Origin of the sequence: Euzebya rosea, assembly GCF_003073135.1 — a bacterium.
GTDB classification, from domain to species: Bacteria; Actinomycetota; Nitriliruptoria; order Euzebyales; family Euzebyaceae; genus Euzebya; species Euzebya rosea.
This window is the reverse complement of record NZ_PGDQ01000003.1, coordinates 416,484-432,615: the sequence shown is the minus strand read 5'-3', so window position 1 is coordinate 432,615 and position 16,132 is coordinate 416,484. Positions and strand designations below refer to the sequence as shown.

Genomic DNA, 16,132 nt, shown 5'->3' with positions numbered 1-16,132 from the left:
CGGGCCACCAGAACCATGGAGGATGCATGGGTCGCCGACCCGCAGACGCCCCAACCACCACCACCGCCGCCCCGCCCGGGGCCAGCGGCCGGGTGACCAGCACCACTGACCGTCTTCGCGAATCCCTGCCACGCCTGCATCGGCGTGCGTACCTCGCGCTGGGCGGCCTGGCGATGCTGGCCACGGGCTGCTCGGTGGACCTGGATGGCTCCGACACTGCCCAGATCCCCGGTCCCAACCCCAACCGTCCGCTGCCGGCCGACGCCCTGAACCCCCTGGGTCCGGTGGCGCGATCGCAGGACGAGCTGTGGGACATCGCCTACCCCATCACGATCGCGGTCTTCCTGCTGGTCTTCGGTGGCCTGGCGTTCATCGTCGTCCGCTTCCGCGACAAGGGACAGACCGAGCTGCCCAAGCAGGTGCACGGCAACACCCGGCTGGAGATCGCCTGGACGCTGATCCCGGCCGTCATCCTCGCCGTGATCGCCGTGCCGACGGTGCAGAAGATCTTCGAGCTGGCCGAACCGCCCGCCGAGGACGCGGTCCTCGTGACCGCGGTCGGCAAGCAGTACTGGTGGGAGTTCCAGTACACCGAGGAGGACTTCTACACCGCCTCCGAGCTGCACATCCCGGTCGGCCGCGAGGTCTTCATCGAGCTCGACGGCACCGCCGACGGTGCCGACGTCATCCACTCCTTCTGGGTGCCGAGCCTCGCCGGCAAGCGTGACTACGTGCCGGGCGGCCAGCGCCAGCTGCGGATCGAAGCCGACGAGCCGGGTGTCTACCCCGGCCTGTGCGCGGAGTTCTGCGGCCTGTCGCACGCCAACATGCGCTTCACCGTGATCGCCCACGAGGAAGCCGACTACGAGGCCTGGGTCGACCGGATGCAGCAGCCCGTCGCCGAACCCGAGGACGAGCTCGTCGCCCAGGGTGCGGAGATCGCCGGCAGCGTCTGCATCGGGTGCCACACGTTCACCGGGCTGGAGGGCAACGCCGACTCCCGCTTCGGGCCCAACCTGACCCACTTCGCCGCACGCGAGGCCTTCGCCGGCTACATCTTCGACTCGCCGTTCGGCGACGAGGTCGAGGACCCCGAGCTGGCCATGGAGCGCATGGAGCAGTGGATCCGCGACCCCCAGTCGCTGAAGCCCGGCGCACAGATGCCCGGCTTCGGCAGCGGTGGCGACGCCCTGACCGATGAGCAGATCGACGCCGTGATCGCCTACCTCGGAACCCTGGAGTAACCCAGTGAGTGCCATCGCAACCACCCGCCGAGGGATCTTCCCTCGCCCCACCAAGACGACCGGCATCGTGTCGTGGTTGACCACCGTCGACCACAAGCGCATCGGCATCATGTACGGCGTCGCCGCGCTGTTCTTCTTCGTCGTCGGCGGCCTCGAGGCGCTGCTCATCCGCGCCCAGCTTGCCGGCCCCAACGGCGAGATCCTGTCGGCCGACGCCTACAACCAGATCTTCACCATGCACGGCCTGACGATGGTGTTCTTCGTCGTCATGCCGCTGGGCGCGGCCTTCATGAACTACCTGCTGCCGCTGCAGCTCGGTGCTCGTGACGTCGCGTTCCCCCGCATCAACGCCCTCTCCCTGTGGGTGTGGCTGGCCGCGGGTGTCTTCCTGTACTCCGCGGTGCTCTTCGACGGCCTGCCCAACGGGTCGTGGGTGAACTACTCACCGCTGGCCGGCCAGATCGGTCCCGACCCGGCGTCGCTGACCCTCTCCGAAGCCGCCGCCGTGCACCAGTCGCGGATGCTCTTCTACTCCCTGGGCCTGCAGATCGCCGGTGTCGCCTCGCTGGCCTCCGCGGTCAACTTCATCACCACGGTCCTCAACATGCGCGCGCCGGGCATGACCCTCATGCGCATGCCGGTCTTCACCTGGATGACCTTCGTGGTGGCCTTCCTGCTGCTGTTCGCCATGCCGGTCATCGGCATCGCCCTGTGGCAGCTGATGTTCCAGGTCCGCTTCGCCGCACCGTTCTACGACCCCACCAACGGCGGCGACCCGGTCCTCTGGCAGCACATGTTCTGGCTGTTCGGCCATCCGGAGGTCTACATCATGATCCTCCCGGCCTTCGGCATCATCTCCGAGATCCTGCCGGTCTTCAGCCGCAAGCCCCTCTTCGGGTACTCCGCGATCGTCTTCTCGGGTATCGCCATCGGCTTCATGGGCTGGGGCGTGTGGGCCCACCACATGTTCACCGCGGGCCTGGGCCCCGTCGCCGACGCCTCCTTCGGCATCGCGACGATGTTCATCGCGGTCCCCACCGGCATCAAGATCTTCAACTGGCTGGGCACGATGTGGGGCGGGCAGATCCGCTTCACCACCCCGATGCTGTTCTCCATCGGCCTGGTGTCGATGTTCACCATCGGTGGCCTCTCGGGCGTCACCCACTCCCTGGTCCCCCACGACACCCAGCAGCACGACACCTACTACATCGTGGCGCACTTCCACTACGTGCTCTTCGGTGGTGCGCTGTTCGGCCTGTTCGGTGGCATCTACTTCTGGTTCCCCAAGATGTTCGGCCACCTGCTGAACGAGAAGCTCGGCAAGCTGCACTTCGCGTTGATGCTGATCGGCTTCAACCTGACGTTCGCCCCGATGCACCTCCTCGGCCTCAACGGCATGCCGCGGCGCTACTACACCTACGCCGACGGCATGGGCTGGAACTTCTGGAACGCCATCGTCGGTGTCGGCGCGCTGATCATCGCGGTGTCCTTCATCGTGTTCGTGGTCAACGTCTTCGTGTCCCGCAAGAACCCCGCTGCTGGCGCCGACCCGTGGGACGCCCGCTCCGTGGAGTGGCTGACCTCCTCGCCGCCGCCCGTCCACAACTTCGACGAGATCCCGACGATCTCCGACCGCGACGAGCTGTGGTACCGCAAGTACACCCAGGCCCCCGACGCCGAGCCGGTCCGCGTGCCGGCCGGCGGGTCCACCGACAACCCCGGTGGTCCCTACGGCGACCGCGTCAGCGGCAAGACCGCCAAGGAGCTCGGCATCCACATGCCCGATCCCTCCTGGTTCCCGCTGACCCTGTCGATCGGCCTGCCCATCGCCGCGTACGGCGTGTTCTACGAAGGTGCCACCATGATCGCCCTGCTGGCGGTCGGTGGGATCATCACCTTCGGCTCGATGATCGGCTGGGCCCTGGAGCCCAGCGCAGAGGGAGACCACTGATGGCCGCTGACACCGCCCACGCCGACGCGGGACACCACCCGCCGACCAGCCTGGGGATCAGCAACGAGAAGCTGGGCATGTGGACCTTCATCGGGTCCGAGTGCCTGTTCTTCGGCGCGCTGATCGCCACGTACCTGCTGTACCTGAACCGGACCAACGACGGTCCGACCGCGCTGGACATCTTCGACATCCCGTTCACCTCGGCGTCGACGTTCATCCTGCTGATGAGCTCGCTGGGCATGGTCCTGGCGCTGGACGCCCTGCAGCGCAACAACCTGCGCAGCTTCCGGGTCTGGACGCTGACCACGGCGTTGCTCGGCGCCATCTTCCTCGCCGGGCAGATCTACGAGTTCACGATCTTCGTCGAGGAGGGCTTCAAGCTGGAGACCAGCCCGTTCTCCTCGTCCTTCTTCGTCCTCACCGGCTTCCACGGCATCCACGTCACCATCGGCGTGCTCATGCTGCTGGCCCTCTGGGCGCTGTCGCTGGGCGGCAAGTTCGGTCCGGAGAAGTCCGAGACCGTCGAGCTGGTCGGCCTGTACTGGCACTTCGTGGACATCGTCTGGATCGTCATCTTCACCGTCATCTACCTGATCCCTGTCGGGTAGGAGGGACCCTTCACCATGGCTGAGAACGAAGAGCACCACGACCACCCGTCCCGCTCGACCTACCTCGAGATCGCCGGGATCCTGGCGGTCATGACCACCCTCGAGGTGCTGCTGTACGTCTTCCGCGAGCAGCTCGGGCGCCAGGTCACGACGCCTGCCCTGATCATCCTGACGATCGGCAAGTTCGTCCTCGTCGGCGCGTGGTTCATGCACCTCCGCTTCGACAACAAGGTCCTGCGACGCATGTTCATCGCGGGCATCGCCCTGGCCGCGGCGGTCTTCACCGTCGTCGCTGCCGACTGGTTCCTGGCCGCCACCGGCCCGGGCTTCTAGCCCTCCTCCCCCACACCGGAGCCACCCGTGCCCACCATCGACCCGAGCATCGCCCTGCGACCCCAGGCGTCCCCCGACGCGTGGCTGCTGATGCTGTTGCTCGGGGGTGGGTACCTGTACCTGCTCAGCGCCTGGGGGCCGACCTCGGCGCCCAAGCACCTGGCACGATCGGGCTGGGCGACCCGGCAGCAGAAGGTCCTGTACTTCACCGGTGTCCTCGTCTTCGGGATCGGGGCCAGCTCCCCGATCCACAACGTCGGCGAGAACTACCTGTACAGCTTCCACATGGTGCAGCACCTGATGTTCCAGCTGGTGGCGGCACCCCTGCTGATCCTCGGCAGTCCGGCCTGGATGCTGCGGCGCATGCTGGTGCGCCCCGGGGTGCTGCCGGTCGCGAGGGTCATCACCAAGCCCCTCGTCGCCCTGCTGCTGGTCAACGCGTTCGTCGCGACGGCGCACACGCCGCAGTTCGTCGAGGCCACGCTGTCCAACGGCCTGTTCCACCTGTTCACCCACTTCCTGTGGGTGTTCGTCGGCCTGCTGATGTGGTGGCCGGTCATGTCGCCCCTGCCGGAGGTACCGCACTACAGCTACCTCGGTCGGATGGGCTACCTGTTCAGCCACTCGATCCTGCCGACCGTGCCGGCGTCGTTCCTGACGTTCGCCAGCACCCCCCTGTACTCCTCCTACGAGAACGCACCCCGCATCTGGGAGTTCATCACCCCCCTGGTGGACCTCCAGATCGCCGGGTTGCTCATGAAGATCGGTGGCGGGCTGCTCCTGTGGTCCGTCATCGCCGCCCTGTTCTTCCGTTGGTCCCACGAGGACCGAACCGGCGGTCCCGACGCCCTGTACTGGCGGGACTTCGCCGGCACCGACCAGACACCGGAGCTCGTCAAGCGATGAACCAGACCACCCGTCGGCGCGTGTTCGTGCCGCTCGTCATGCCCCTCACCCTCCTCGGCGCCGTCCTGCTGTTCTCCGGATCGCTGTCCAGGGTGCTGCTGGCCGTCGAAACCGAGGTCAGCGTCCTGGTGGCCGTCCTTGCGGCCGGCTACGTGATGGCGACCGCGTTCGTCGTCGAGCGCAACCCCGACATCTCCTCCCGCGCCCTGGGCGTCGGCATGGTGCTCGGCATCGCCGGCATCGTCGGCGCCGGCATCGTGGCCGGTTCCGTCGGCATCCGCGACGTGCACCACGAGGAGCACGCAGAGGAGGGTGGGGAGGTCGCCGAGGAAGGCGCCGTCGCCATCCCCGAGGGCGCGCTCGTCTGGGGGGCCGACAACGGCCTGGCCTACACCTCCGCCCCGTCGGAGGGCACGGCCGGCGAGAACATCATCGCCATCGACAATGCTGGCTCGCTCGAGCACAACGTCGTCTTCGAGGGCCTCAACAACGATCAGCCCGTCGTGGCCTCGGCCGGCGGCGCCGACGTCGCGCCCTTCGGCCTGGACGCCGGCACCTACACCTACTACTGCAGCATCCCCGGCCACCGTGCCGCCGGGATGGAGGGCGAGATCACCCTCTCCTGACCCCCGGGCTCCCAGTCCACCCCCTCGAGCCGAGGAAGAAGACCCCGCACCCCGTGCAGCCCTCCCCCACCCCCTTCGACATCGAGACCTGGTTCGCCGAGCGGACCTTCACCGCAGGACAGTTCGACCCCACCGACCTCGCCGCCCGCAAGGCGGAGCAGGACGTGACGGTCAGCGTGGTCCTGCCGACCCGCAACGAGTCGGCCACGGTCGGGGGGGTGATCGACTCGGTCATGTCGCTGGCCGGCGAGCTGGTCGACGAGATCGTCGTGCTCGACGGGGGGTCCAGCGACGACACCCAGCGCGTCGCGGCCGACCACGGCGCACGGGTGCACACCGACATAGGGGTCTTCCCCGACCTCGGTCCCGGGCTGGGCAAGGGCGACGCGCTGTGGCGCAGCCTCGCGGTCACCAGCGGTGACATCGTCGCCTTCATCGACACCGACATCCGCAACCCCGACCCGCGGTTCGTCTCCGGCTTGCTCGGCCCGCTGCTGACCGACCCCGACGTCGAGCTGGTCAAGGCCTTCTACGACCGGCCGGTGGAGCTCGACGGGGTCATGCACGCCTCCGGCGGCGGACGCGTCACCGAATTGCTGGCCCGGCCGTTGCTCAACCTGTTCTGGCCGGAGCTCGCCGGGCTCGTCCAGCCCCTGTCCGGGGAGTACGCCGGCCGGCGCACCCTGCTGGAGTCGATCCCGTTCCTGACCGGCTACGGCGTGGAGGTCGGCATGCTGATCGACACGTTGCGCCTGCGGGGTGCCGGCGCGATCGCGCAGGTCGACGTGCAGCAGCGCATCCACCGCAACCAGTCCCTCGAGGCGCTCAGCCGCATGGCGTTCGGCGTTGCCCAGGCGGCGCTTCGACGCCTTCCCGACGCCGACCGGGCCCAGCTCGGCGACCTGCCCACGGCCTACCGCCAGTTCGTCCGCGGCGACGACGGCACCGTCGGGATGTCGGAGGCACAGTCGATCGCCATCGTCGAGCGGCCGCCGATGGGCTCCCGCCGCTGAGGATCCCGCTCCACCGGACAGGGGTCAGTCCTCGTCCAGGGCCAGCCAGGCCACGCCCCACGGGGGCAGCACGAGGACGTCGTCGGGACCGTAGGGCGTCGTCCCGGGCGAGCCCAAGCGGTCGCGCCACCGACCCCCGACCCCGAGGTCACCCAGCCGAACGGCCCTGTCACGGTCCGAAACGCTGACCAGCACCACGTGCCGGTCCGGTCCCTCACCCCGCTGGACCCCGAACAGCCACGACGGTCCGGCCAGCACCCGCTGGGGGCTGTGCGGGTCGAACGCGGGGCTGCTGGTGCGCAGGGCCACGAGCTCGGCCAGGCCGTGGAAGACCGCCGACACGAAGGACCCGTCGCGCTGCAGGTCGGCCATCAGCTCGTCGAGCAGCAGCCGACGTCGGTTGACCGTCCGCAGCCGGCCGGTCTGCTGGACGCCGTCGGTCCAGTTGCGCACCCCGAGGAGTGAACCGGCCCACATCCCGGGGACGCCCTGGAGGGCGAGGAGGATCGCATGGGCGGCGACGATCCGCTGGATCGTGCCCCCGTCGTCGGCCACCGCGTCGAGGGCGTCGAGGACCGTCGTGTTCAGCTCGTAGGGCAGCTGGCGCCCGTTCGGGCCGGAGCGGTAGGACACCCCTCCCCCGGCGGCGCGAGCCAGCGCGCACAGCCCGTCGACCTGGGTGGACGACACCAGCCCCTCGGCGGGTCGGAGCCCGATGCCGTCGTGGGAGGCGAGGAAGTTGAAGAACGTCCCCTGGCCGGGCGGTGGCTCCAGCGATGCGGCCCAGCGGGTCAGGTCCTGGGCGTTGCCCCACATGAACGAGGCGAGGACCAGGGGTGCGAGTGCGAACTGGTAGACGAGATGTGCTTCGTCGCTGCCGTCACCGAAGTAGCTGATGTTCTCCTCGTGGGGGACGTTCGTCTCGGTGATCAGCATGCTGCCGGGGGCACACCAGTCCAGCATGGTCCGCCACAGCCGGATGACCTCGTGGGTCTGCGGCAGGTGGATGCAGGGGGTGCCGCTCTCCTTCCACAGGAAGGCGACGGCGTCGAGGCGGATGACCGACGCGCCGCGCTCGACGTAGCCGAGCAGGACGTCGGTCATGTCCACGAGCACGTCGGGGTTGCCGTAGTCGAGGTCCACCTGGTCGGGCGAGAACGTGGTCCACGCGTGGCGCACCAGCCCGTTCGGTGCCTCGAATGGCGTCAGCAGCGGGCTGGTGCGGGGGCGGACGACCTCGGAGGTGTCGAACGACTCGTGCGGGCTCAGGACGTGTCCTGTCCAGTCGCGCACATGGGTGGAGGACGCCGACATGTGGTTGACGACGGCGTCGACCATCAGGCGTCGTCCACGCCCGACCGCGACGACGTCGTCCCAGTCCCCGACCGCGGGATCGACCGCCCGGAAGTCCACGACCGCGAAGCCGTCGTCGGACGTCCACGGGTAGAACGGCAGCAGGTGGACGCCGTTGACGACGTCGGCCAGCGGTCCCGACAGCAGCTCGTCCATGACCTGCAGCGGTGGTCGGCGGCCGTCGCCGACATGGTCGGCGTAGGCGATCAGCCACACGTCGTGCTGGTCCAGCGGACGGACCTCCCGGGGGCGCCGATGGCGTTCGGCGAGCGCCATCAGGCGTGGCAGCGTCACCTCTGCGACATCGGGCGGATACAGGGCGGAAAGGTGTGTGCGCAGGGCGGAGTCGAGCACTTCCACAGCCTGCCACCGATCGGTCCGCGGACCCAGCCTCGGCTGCACGAACCACCCGGTCGTCGGCTACATTCGCCACCGGCGGACGTGTGATCCGACCGCCACCCGAATACCGCGTTACGCCCCGACCCAAAGGCATCTCCCATGACTGACCACGCACGCATCGAGCTGGAAGGCGATCACTTCGAAGCACCGGTGGTCCAGGGAACCGAAGGTGATCGCGGCATCCACTCCTCCGGCCTGCGTGGGGCCACCGGGCTGACCACCTACGACCCCGGCTTCGCCTCCACCTCCTCGTGCCGAAGCGACATCACCTACCTCAACGGTGAGGCGGGCATCCTGCGCTACCGCGGCTACCCGATCGAGCAGCTTGCGCAGTCCTCCAACTTCCTGGAGGTCTCCTACCTGCTGATCTTCGGCGAGCTGCCCACCCAGTCGGAGCTGGACTACTTCGAGCAGCAGATCACCATCCACACGCTGCTCCACGAGGACATGCGCCAGTTCTTCGACGCGTTCCCCAAGAGCGCGCACCCGATGGCGATCCTCTCCGCGGCCACGGCTGGCCTGTCGACGTTCTACCAGGACCACTACGACCCCAAGGACGAGCGGGACGTCGAGGTGTCGATCTACCGCCTCATGGCCAAGATGCCGACGATCGCGGCGTGGTCGTACAAGAAGTCCATCGGGCAGGCGTTCATCTACCCGTGGAACAAGCTGAGCTACCCGGCGAACTTCCTCCACATGATGTTCGGCGTGAAGGCCGAGCCCTACGAGGTCGACCCCGAGATCGCCAAGGCGCTGGACCTGCTGTACATCCTGCACGCCGACCACGAGCAGAACGCCTCCACCACGGCCGTGCGCCTGGTCGGCTCGACGCAGGTGAACATGTTCGCCGCCATCGCGTCGGGCATCAACGCGCTGTGGGGCCCGCTGCACGGCGGCGCCAACCAGGCCGTCCTGGAGATGCTGGCGGAGATCCGCGACGCCGACGGTGACACCGCCTCGTTCGTCAACCGGGCCAAGGACAAGAACGACCCGTTCCGCCTGATGGGCTTCGGGCACCGCGTCTACAAGAACTTCGACCCGCGGGCCACCATCATCAAGGAGACCGCGGACAAGGTCCTGCAGAAGCTGGCGCCCAACGACCCGCTGTTCGAGATCGCCAAGGAGCTGGAGGAAGTCGCCCTCAACGACGACTACTTCATCGAGAAGAAGCTGTACCCCAACGTCGACTTCTACTCGGGCCTGATCTACCGGGCCATGGGCCTGCCGGTGGAGATGTTCACCGTCATGTTCGCCATCGGCCGCCTGCCGGGCTGGATCGCCCAGTGGAAGGAAATGATGAGCGACCCCGACACCCGCATCGGCCGCCCCCGGCAGATCTACACCGGCGCCGCCACCCGCGAGTACGTCCAGATCGAGGACCGCTGACGCGGTCCCCGATCTGTTCCACATGATCCTCGCTGCGCTCGGATGGTCCTCGGCGCCGTGACTCCCGTCTTCCCTCGTCGATTCTCGCCCCTCGCTCCGCATCGGGCCTGCGAGTCTCCTCAGTCCAGACGGGGTGCGCCTGCGGCGGTGCACGCAGGATGATCCAGATCGGTTGACGGAAACAGGAACGCCCCGCCCACCGGCGGGGCGTTCTGCATGATCCTCGCTGCGCTCGGATTCCTCGGCTCCGTGACCCTCGGGCGCCTGCGACGGTGGACGCAGGACTGCCCAGAGTCAGCCGTGTGCTCAGCCGGCGATACCAGCCCGGGGGGACACCCCCCGTACCCCCCGAATCGCCGGATTGCGGTCCAGTGGTGTCCTCATCCGGCGATCTCGCTGAGGGCTCGGACGGCGACGGCCAGGGCGTCGAGGTCGACCTCGGGCTGGCCCTGAACCTGGCGGGCCAGGCCCACGGCACGTTCGACCGTGCCGGCGCGGGAGGTCAGGAACCCGTCCACGACCTCGGCCGGTTCGGTCTCGAGGTCCGCCATGGCCAGCGCCTCGCGGGCGGCGGCGTGGTGCAGGCGGCGAACGTCGTCGACCAGCCCGCGGTGCTGCCAGCGTTCCCAGCGACCGTGCGGCTCGTAGGCCTTCAGGCTGCGGGTCATCTGCTCCAGCGGCAGCCGTTCGGCCACCAGCTGGTACACCACCCCGATGTCGGTCAGGCGGCGGTCGGTCGTGCGGGCCGTCGCCGCCACCCCCGGCACCAGGGTCAGCGCCGACAGTCGGGCCAGCCGGTCGGCCAGGTCGTCGTCGATGCCGAGGTCCACCCACCGTGTGGCCGTCCGCTGGATGGCCACGTGCTGCTCGCTGGCGCGGGTGGTGCCGACCAGGTCGAACAGCTCGAGGAAGGCCGGCCGGTCGGCGGCGATGGCGCCGGCGATGTCCCCGGTCCTCCCCTGCCGCACGAACGACCTGGCGAACGCGTCGACCAGCTGGTCGACCTGCGCCTTCAGCTCCAGCTGCAGCGTCGGGTCGATCCGATCGTCCTGCGCCTCCACCTCTCGCCACAACGCGTCGGCGTCGATGACCTCGCGGGCGATCCAGTAGGCCCCCGCCACGGTGGAGACGTCCACACCGAGGTCGGTCGACGTGCGCGTCGCCCAGGTGATCCCCATCCGGTTGCAGAGGTCCCCGGCCACGATGGTGGCGACCAGGTCGCGACGCAGCCGGTGCTCCTGTGCCAGGTCGGCGAACCGTGTCGCTGCCTCGCCCGGGAAGTAGCTGGCCCGCACCGGCTCGAACGCCGGCTGGTCGACCACGCCGTCGGCCAGCAGCTGGTCGGTCACGTCGATCTTGGCGTAGGCCAGCAGCACCGCCAGCTCCGGACGGGTGAACCCCGCCCCCTGCGTGCGACGCTCCTCGACCTCGGCGGTGTCGGGCAGCAGCTCGACCGCTCGGTCGAGCCGTCCGCGGGACTCCAGCGACTGCATCATCTGCTCGTAGGCGCCCATGCCGCCCGGCGCCGAGCCGATCTCCTGACTGATCGCCCACGTCTGCAGGTACTGGTCGCGGAGGACCTGGTCGGCGACGTCCTCGGTCAGGCGAGCCAGCAGGTCGTTGCGGTTGTCCGGCTCCAGCTCACCGGCGTTGATGGCCAGCGACAGCAGGATCTTGAGGTTGACCTCGCGGTCGGAGGTGTTGACGCCCGCAGCGTTGTCGGTGGCGTCGGTGTTGCAGCGTCCACCACGTCGGGCGTAGCCGATGCGGCCCAGCTGGGTCATGGCCAGGTTGCCACCCTCCCCGACCACGCGGGCGCCGACCTGGTCGGCGTTGACGCGGACGGCGTCGTTGGCACGGTCCCCGACCTCGCCGTTGCTCTCCTCGCGCGACTTGACGTAGGTCCCGATGCCGCCGAACCACAGCAGGTCCACCGGTGCCTTCAGGATGGCGTTGATCAGCTCGGGCGGTGACAGCTCCTCGGCGTCGATGCGCAGGGCCTCCCGGGCCTCCGGCGACAGCCGCACGGACTTCACGGTCCTGGAGAAGACGCCGCCACCGGCGGACAACAACGACTGGTCGTAGTCCTGCCACGACGAACGGGGCAGCTCGAACAACCGGCGACGCTCCTCGAACGACGTCTCCTCGTCGGGCGTCGGGTCGATGAAGATGTCGCGGTGGTCGAAGGCCGCGACCAGTCGGATCGCGCGGGACCGCAGCATGCCGTTGCCGAACACGTCACCGGACATGTCCCCGACCCCGACGACGGTGATCGGGTCGGTCTGCACGTCGATGGACAGCTCGCGGAAGTGTCGCTGCACCGCGACCCACGCGCCTCGGGCCGTGATGCCCATGGCCTTGTGGTCGTAGCCCTGCGACCCGCCGGAGGCGAAGGCATCGTCCAGCCAGAAGCCGTACTCCGCGGAGATGCCGTTGGCGATGTCGGAGAACGTGGCGGTGCCACGGTCGGCCGCGACGACCAGGTAGGGATCGTCACCGTCGGCCCGGACGACGTGCTCGGGCGGGACGACGTCGCCGTCGACGATGTTGTCGGTCACGTCGAGCAGGCCGCGGATGAAGACGCGGTACTGCGCCTCGACCTCCGCGCGCAGCTCCGCGCCGTCCACCGGCCGGTGCTTCAGCACGAAGCCGCCCTTGGACCCCGTCGGCACGATCACCGCGTTCTTGGTGACCTGGGCCTTCATCAGGCCGAGCACCTCGGTGCGGAAGTCGTCCAGCCGGTCGGACCAGCGCAACCCGCCGCGGGCGACGGGGCCGCCGCGAAGGTGCACGCCCTCCATCTCCGTGGAGTACACGAAGATCTCGCGGTACGGCACGGGCTTGGGCACACCGGGAACCCGGGATGAGTCGATCTTGAGCGACAACCACGGACGACGACGCCAGCGGTTGGTCCGCAGGGTCGCGTCCATGACACCGAGGAACGACCGGAGGATCCGGTCCTGGTCGAGCCGCTCGACCGCCTCCAGCGCGCTGAGGACGTCGTGGCGGGCCGAGTCGGCGGCCACCAGCCGCGCCTCCTCGTCCTCGATCGCCGGGTCGAACCGGGCGTCGAAGTAGGCGATGAGGGCCCGGGCGACGGCCGGGTACTCGATCAGGGCGTCGTTGGTCGTCGCCTCGGTGTAGGTCGTCCCGATCTGGCGCAGGTAGCGGCGATAGGCACGCAACACGGTGACCTGCTCGATGGACATGTCGGCCCCGAGCACGAGCCGGTTCAACGAGTCGACGGACGCGCGCCCCTCCCACATGGCGACCGCTGCATCGGCAAGGCGTGGCCCGTCGGACCGGACGTCGATGGGCAGCCCCTCGGTCCGGACCCCGTAGTCGTGCATCTGCAGGGCACCCCAGACCGGTGAGGTGTCCATCCGGTAGGGCTGCTCCTCCACCACGATCAGGCCCAGGGACTCCAGGAGCGGGAGGAACCCGGAGAGCTCCACGCCCTCGCCCGCCTTGTACAGGCGGAACCGCAGCAGTCGCTCGCGAGACGACGTCCCGTTGGGCGACGGCGGCCGGATCAGGCGCATGCGGACGGCGTCGGGGCCGTCGAGCGCCTCGAGCTCCTCGATGTCGGTGACCGCGGTGGCCACCGCCGTGCTCTCGGTGTAGGCCACCGGCAGCACCCTGCACCACTGCTCGGCGGCGATCCGGGCGTCCGCCATCCCCCGACGGCCGGCGAGCGCTTCGGTGAGCGCGTCGGAGAACGTCCGGGTCAGCCGCTGGATCTCCTGCTCGACCGCGTCGACGTCGAGGGGTGACGTGACGCCCTCGGGCAGGTGCAGCGTGAAGTGCAGCAGCGGCTGGTCGCGTTCGGTCATCGACAGCTGGTAGTCGACGGTCGTGGCGCCCGAGCGCTCCTGGAGCAGCTCCTGCACCTGGCTGCGCAGCTCGGCGGAGAAGCGGTCCCGCGGCACCGTCACCAGCGCCGACACCGACCGCCGCACGGGCTCCTGGCGGACCAGCAGGCGGACCTCCTGCCGGCGGGAGACCTCCAGCAGCTTCACCATCGTCTGGCGCAGCTCGTCGACGTCGCTCTCGAACAGCTCCTGCTTGGGGAAGGCGTCGAACAGGGTCCGCAGCGCGCGTTCGTCGTGGCTGTGGTCGACGACGTCCTCGGCCTCGAGGACCAAGCGCAGCTTGCGACGCAGCACCGGGATGGTCGACGCGGGTTCGACGAACGCCTTCTGGGCGAGCAACCCGAGGATGCGGTGTTCCCCGACGAGGCGTCCCGACGGGTCGACCTTCTGGATGGACACGTCGATCATCCGGACCTGCCGGTGGACCGTCGACAGCCGGTTGGTCCGGCTGATCCGCAGCAGGGGCCCCTCGGTGGCCTGGTGCAGGAGCGCTTCCGACAGCGACGACAGCGGGACGGGCTCGGCGTAGCGGGACCGTTCCTCGCTGTGGAGGATCCCCAGGCCGCTGCCGGGGGTCACGACGGCGGTCGCGTCATCTCCACTCCCGTTGATGTCGTAGCCGCGGTAGCCGAGGAAGACGAAGTAGTCGTCGAGCAGCCAGCGCAGGAACGTGGCGACCTCGGTCACCTCGGCGGCGTCGTAGCGCGACCCGGCGGTCACCTCGACCTCCATGGCGATGCCTGCGATGCGCTGCTTGATCGGCAGGAAGTCCCGCATGGCGTGCAGGGCGTCGTCGAGCACGTCCCGGAGGTACTGGGCGACCGTCTCGCGGGACGCCTCGTTGAGCGCCTGGTGAAGGTCCATCGCCAGGTAGGTCTCGCGTCGCGGCGCAGTCCGCGCCGGCCCGAGCGACTTGAGGTTGCCGTCCCCGTCACGGGCGACGCCGACCACGGGGTGGAGCAGGTCGATGGGCGCCAGCCCCAGCCGGTGCAGCTCCTCGGTGACCGTCGACACCACGAAGGGGCCGTCGACGGCGTGGACGTGCACGATCGTGGTCGCCCCGTCGGGTTCCAGCCGGATCTGCGGCGACGAGCCGTCGCCGGCCTCGAACGCCGCGAGGGCGTCGAGGATCAGCGACTCGGCGCGGTCGAGGTCCAGCGCAGCCCGTTCGGCGGCGGGGAGCCGGCGGTAGGCCGCGTTGGCGAGCTCGACGGCATGGTCGGCCCGGTCCTCCGGCAGCGCGTTGCGAAGACGTTCGTAGAGGCGATCGAGTCCGTCGGACACAGCGATCCTCCAAGTGGCCGCCACCTCGGCCGTGCAGGGTGTGCGGTGGCCCGCGTCGACGTCGTTGGCGACGCGGGGTGTTGCCGTGCTGCTAGTCCGTGCCGCCGACCAGCTCGCGGGCCTCGACGACCTTGTCGACGACCATCACCATGCGCCCGCCGGTGGCCAGGTAGGCCTGCTCGATGTTGATCCCGGCGTCGGCGATCGTGCGACAGATCTCGCCCATCGCCCCGGGACGGTCGGCGATGTCGACGACGACGACGTCACGGGCGGCCCGCACGTCGAGACCGGCGTCCTGGAGGACCCTGAGCGCGTGCTCGGCGTCCGGGACGAGCACGTGCACGACCCCCTTGCCCTGCCCCGTGAACGCGCTGATGCCCTCGATGCTGATGTCCGCCGCCCCACAGGCTTCGCCGAGGCGGGCCAGCACACCCGGTTGGTCATCGGGAATGAGAACGAAGTCCTTGTGCATCGGTTGCCTCCTGTGCGCACCCGACCGCTGATTCGGCCGCGACTCGTGCGCGGCCCGAGTCTGGCACAGCGACGTCGTCGACGGCGGCACGATCCACGCCCGATCAGCCGAACAGCCGGGTGCGCGGGGCGACGCCGCGATACCGTCAGCGGCCTCGATCACCCGGATCAGCCAACGCTGGAGGAGCTGCACCCATGAAGGTTCTCGTCGGATTCATCACCACGCCAGAAGGTGAGGCGGCCCTGGAGGCAGCGATCGCCGAGGCCAAGCTGCGGTCGGCGACGTTGGTCGTGGTGCACTCCCTGCACGGTGGCGGCAGGGACGAGGACCTCCTGCCGGAGTACACCCGGGCCCTCCACGAGGTCGAGACCCGGCTCCGTGGCGAAGGTGTGGCGTTCGAGATCCGCGAGCTCGTGCGGGGCAACTCACCCGGCGACGACCTGCTCAAGTTCGCCACCGACGAACACGTGGACCTGATCGTCATCGGCATCCGCCGCCGCTCGCCCGTGGGCAAGCTGGTCCTCGGATCCAACGCCCAGGACATCCTGCTGGGCGCCGACTGCCCGGTGCTGGCCGTCAAGCCCTGACCGCGCCGATCGACGCACCTGCCTGTCGGGACGTTTGGGGCCCCGACAGGCGGGACATGATGGCCGCGGCCGCGGGAGCTGCGGACGCGTGAGCCGGA

Annotated in this window: 12 protein-coding genes; 9 read left to right on the top strand and 3 right to left on the bottom strand. The window is 69.2% G+C overall.

All coding sequences use genetic code 11. The features are described 5' to 3' along the window. Positions 1-26: 26 nt before the first annotated feature. The 7 genes from coxB to CUC05_RS04910 are packed head-to-tail and all read left to right on the top strand — an operon-like array spanning position 27 to position 6,681. Positions 27-1,244 (top strand): cytochrome c oxidase subunit II, encoded by a 1,218-nt coding sequence (gene coxB / locus CUC05_RS04940; protein WP_108664948.1) that lies wholly within the window; start codon positions 27-29, stop codon positions 1,242-1,244. A 4-nt stretch (positions 1,245-1,248) separates the two neighbouring features. Continuing rightward, the gene (gene ctaD, locus CUC05_RS04935; protein WP_108664947.1) at positions 1,249-3,195 is read left to right on the top strand and encodes a cytochrome c oxidase subunit I; all 1,947 of its coding nucleotides are present in this window, start codon (positions 1,249-1,251) and stop codon (positions 3,193-3,195) included. Next, complete coding sequence (locus CUC05_RS04930) at positions 3,195-3,803, top strand: cytochrome c oxidase subunit 3 (protein ID WP_108664946.1); 609 nt, start codon at positions 3,195-3,197, stop codon at positions 3,801-3,803. Before ctaD ends, CUC05_RS04930 begins: the two co-directional genes overlap by 1 nt. Positions 3,804-3,818: 15 nt before the next feature. After that, complete coding sequence (locus tag CUC05_RS04925; RefSeq protein ID WP_108664945.1) at positions 3,819-4,136, top strand: cytochrome C oxidase subunit IV family protein; 318 nt, start codon at positions 3,819-3,821, stop codon at positions 4,134-4,136. A 27-nt stretch (positions 4,137-4,163) separates the two neighbouring features. Next, the gene (locus tag CUC05_RS04920; RefSeq protein ID WP_108664944.1) at positions 4,164-5,042 is read left to right on the top strand and encodes a cytochrome c oxidase assembly protein; all 879 of its coding nucleotides are present in this window, start codon (positions 4,164-4,166) and stop codon (positions 5,040-5,042) included. Further along, positions 5,039-5,668, top strand: coding sequence for a plastocyanin/azurin family copper-binding protein (locus CUC05_RS04915; RefSeq protein ID WP_108664943.1), 630 nt, complete (start codon positions 5,039-5,041; stop codon positions 5,666-5,668). The genes CUC05_RS04920 and CUC05_RS04915 overlap by 4 nt, the downstream gene beginning before the upstream one ends. A 53-nt stretch (positions 5,669-5,721) precedes the next feature. Continuing rightward, complete coding sequence (locus CUC05_RS04910) at positions 5,722-6,681, top strand: glucosyl-3-phosphoglycerate synthase (protein ID WP_205712129.1); 960 nt, start codon at positions 5,722-5,724, stop codon at positions 6,679-6,681. A 24-nt stretch (positions 6,682-6,705) separates the two neighbouring features. Here CUC05_RS04910 and CUC05_RS04905 read toward each other — a convergent pair whose 3' ends face one another. Further along, positions 6,706-8,388 carry an alpha-amylase family glycosyl hydrolase gene (locus tag CUC05_RS04905; protein WP_108664942.1) on the bottom strand — a complete coding sequence of 561 codons (1,683 nt, stop codon included), beginning with the start codon at positions 8,386-8,388 and terminating at the stop codon, positions 6,706-6,708. A gap of 144 nt (positions 8,389-8,532) precedes the next feature. Here CUC05_RS04905 and CUC05_RS04900 point away from each other — a divergent pair, with 144 nt between their 5' ends. Continuing rightward, positions 8,533-9,819: a citrate synthase gene (locus CUC05_RS04900; RefSeq protein ID WP_108664941.1), complete on the top strand. Its 1,287-nt coding sequence runs from the start codon at positions 8,533-8,535 to the stop codon at positions 9,817-9,819. A 380-nt stretch (positions 9,820-10,199) separates the two neighbouring features. Here CUC05_RS04900 and CUC05_RS04895 read toward each other — a convergent pair whose 3' ends face one another. Together CUC05_RS04895 and CUC05_RS04890 are read right to left on the bottom strand one after the other, a co-directional pair. Then, on the bottom strand, positions 10,200-14,975 hold the full coding sequence (locus CUC05_RS04895; RefSeq protein WP_108664940.1) for an NAD-glutamate dehydrogenase: 4,776 nt from the start codon (positions 14,973-14,975) through the stop codon (positions 10,200-10,202). 91 nt (positions 14,976-15,066) lie between these two features. Beyond that, complete coding sequence (locus tag CUC05_RS04890; protein ID WP_108664939.1) at positions 15,067-15,447, bottom strand: ACT domain-containing protein; 381 nt, start codon at positions 15,445-15,447, stop codon at positions 15,067-15,069. Positions 15,448-15,641: 194 nt separating this feature from the next. Here CUC05_RS04890 and CUC05_RS04885 point away from each other — a divergent pair, with 194 nt between their 5' ends. Next, positions 15,642-16,034 (top strand): universal stress protein, encoded by a 393-nt coding sequence (locus CUC05_RS04885; protein ID WP_108664938.1) that lies wholly within the window; start codon positions 15,642-15,644, stop codon positions 16,032-16,034. Positions 16,035-16,132 lie beyond the last annotated feature (98 nt).

Coding starts and splice junctions, on each gene's coding strand:
- coxB (WP_108664948.1), top strand. CDS start 27: ATGGGTCGCCGACCCGCAGACGCCCCAACCACCACCACCGCCGCCCCG.
- CUC05_RS04930 (WP_108664946.1), top strand. CDS start 3,195: ATGGCCGCTGACACCGCCCACGCCGACGCGGGACACCACCCGCCGACC.
- CUC05_RS04925 (WP_108664945.1), top strand. CDS start 3,819: ATGGCTGAGAACGAAGAGCACCACGACCACCCGTCCCGCTCGACCTAC.
- CUC05_RS04915 (WP_108664943.1), top strand. CDS start 5,039: ATGAACCAGACCACCCGTCGGCGCGTGTTCGTGCCGCTCGTCATGCCC.
- CUC05_RS04900 (WP_108664941.1), top strand. CDS start 8,533: ATGACTGACCACGCACGCATCGAGCTGGAAGGCGATCACTTCGAAGCA.
- CUC05_RS04890 (WP_108664939.1), bottom strand. CDS start 15,447: ATGCACAAGGACTTCGTTCTCATTCCCGATGACCAACCGGGTGTGCTG.
- CUC05_RS04885 (WP_108664938.1), top strand. CDS start 15,642: ATGAAGGTTCTCGTCGGATTCATCACCACGCCAGAAGGTGAGGCGGCC.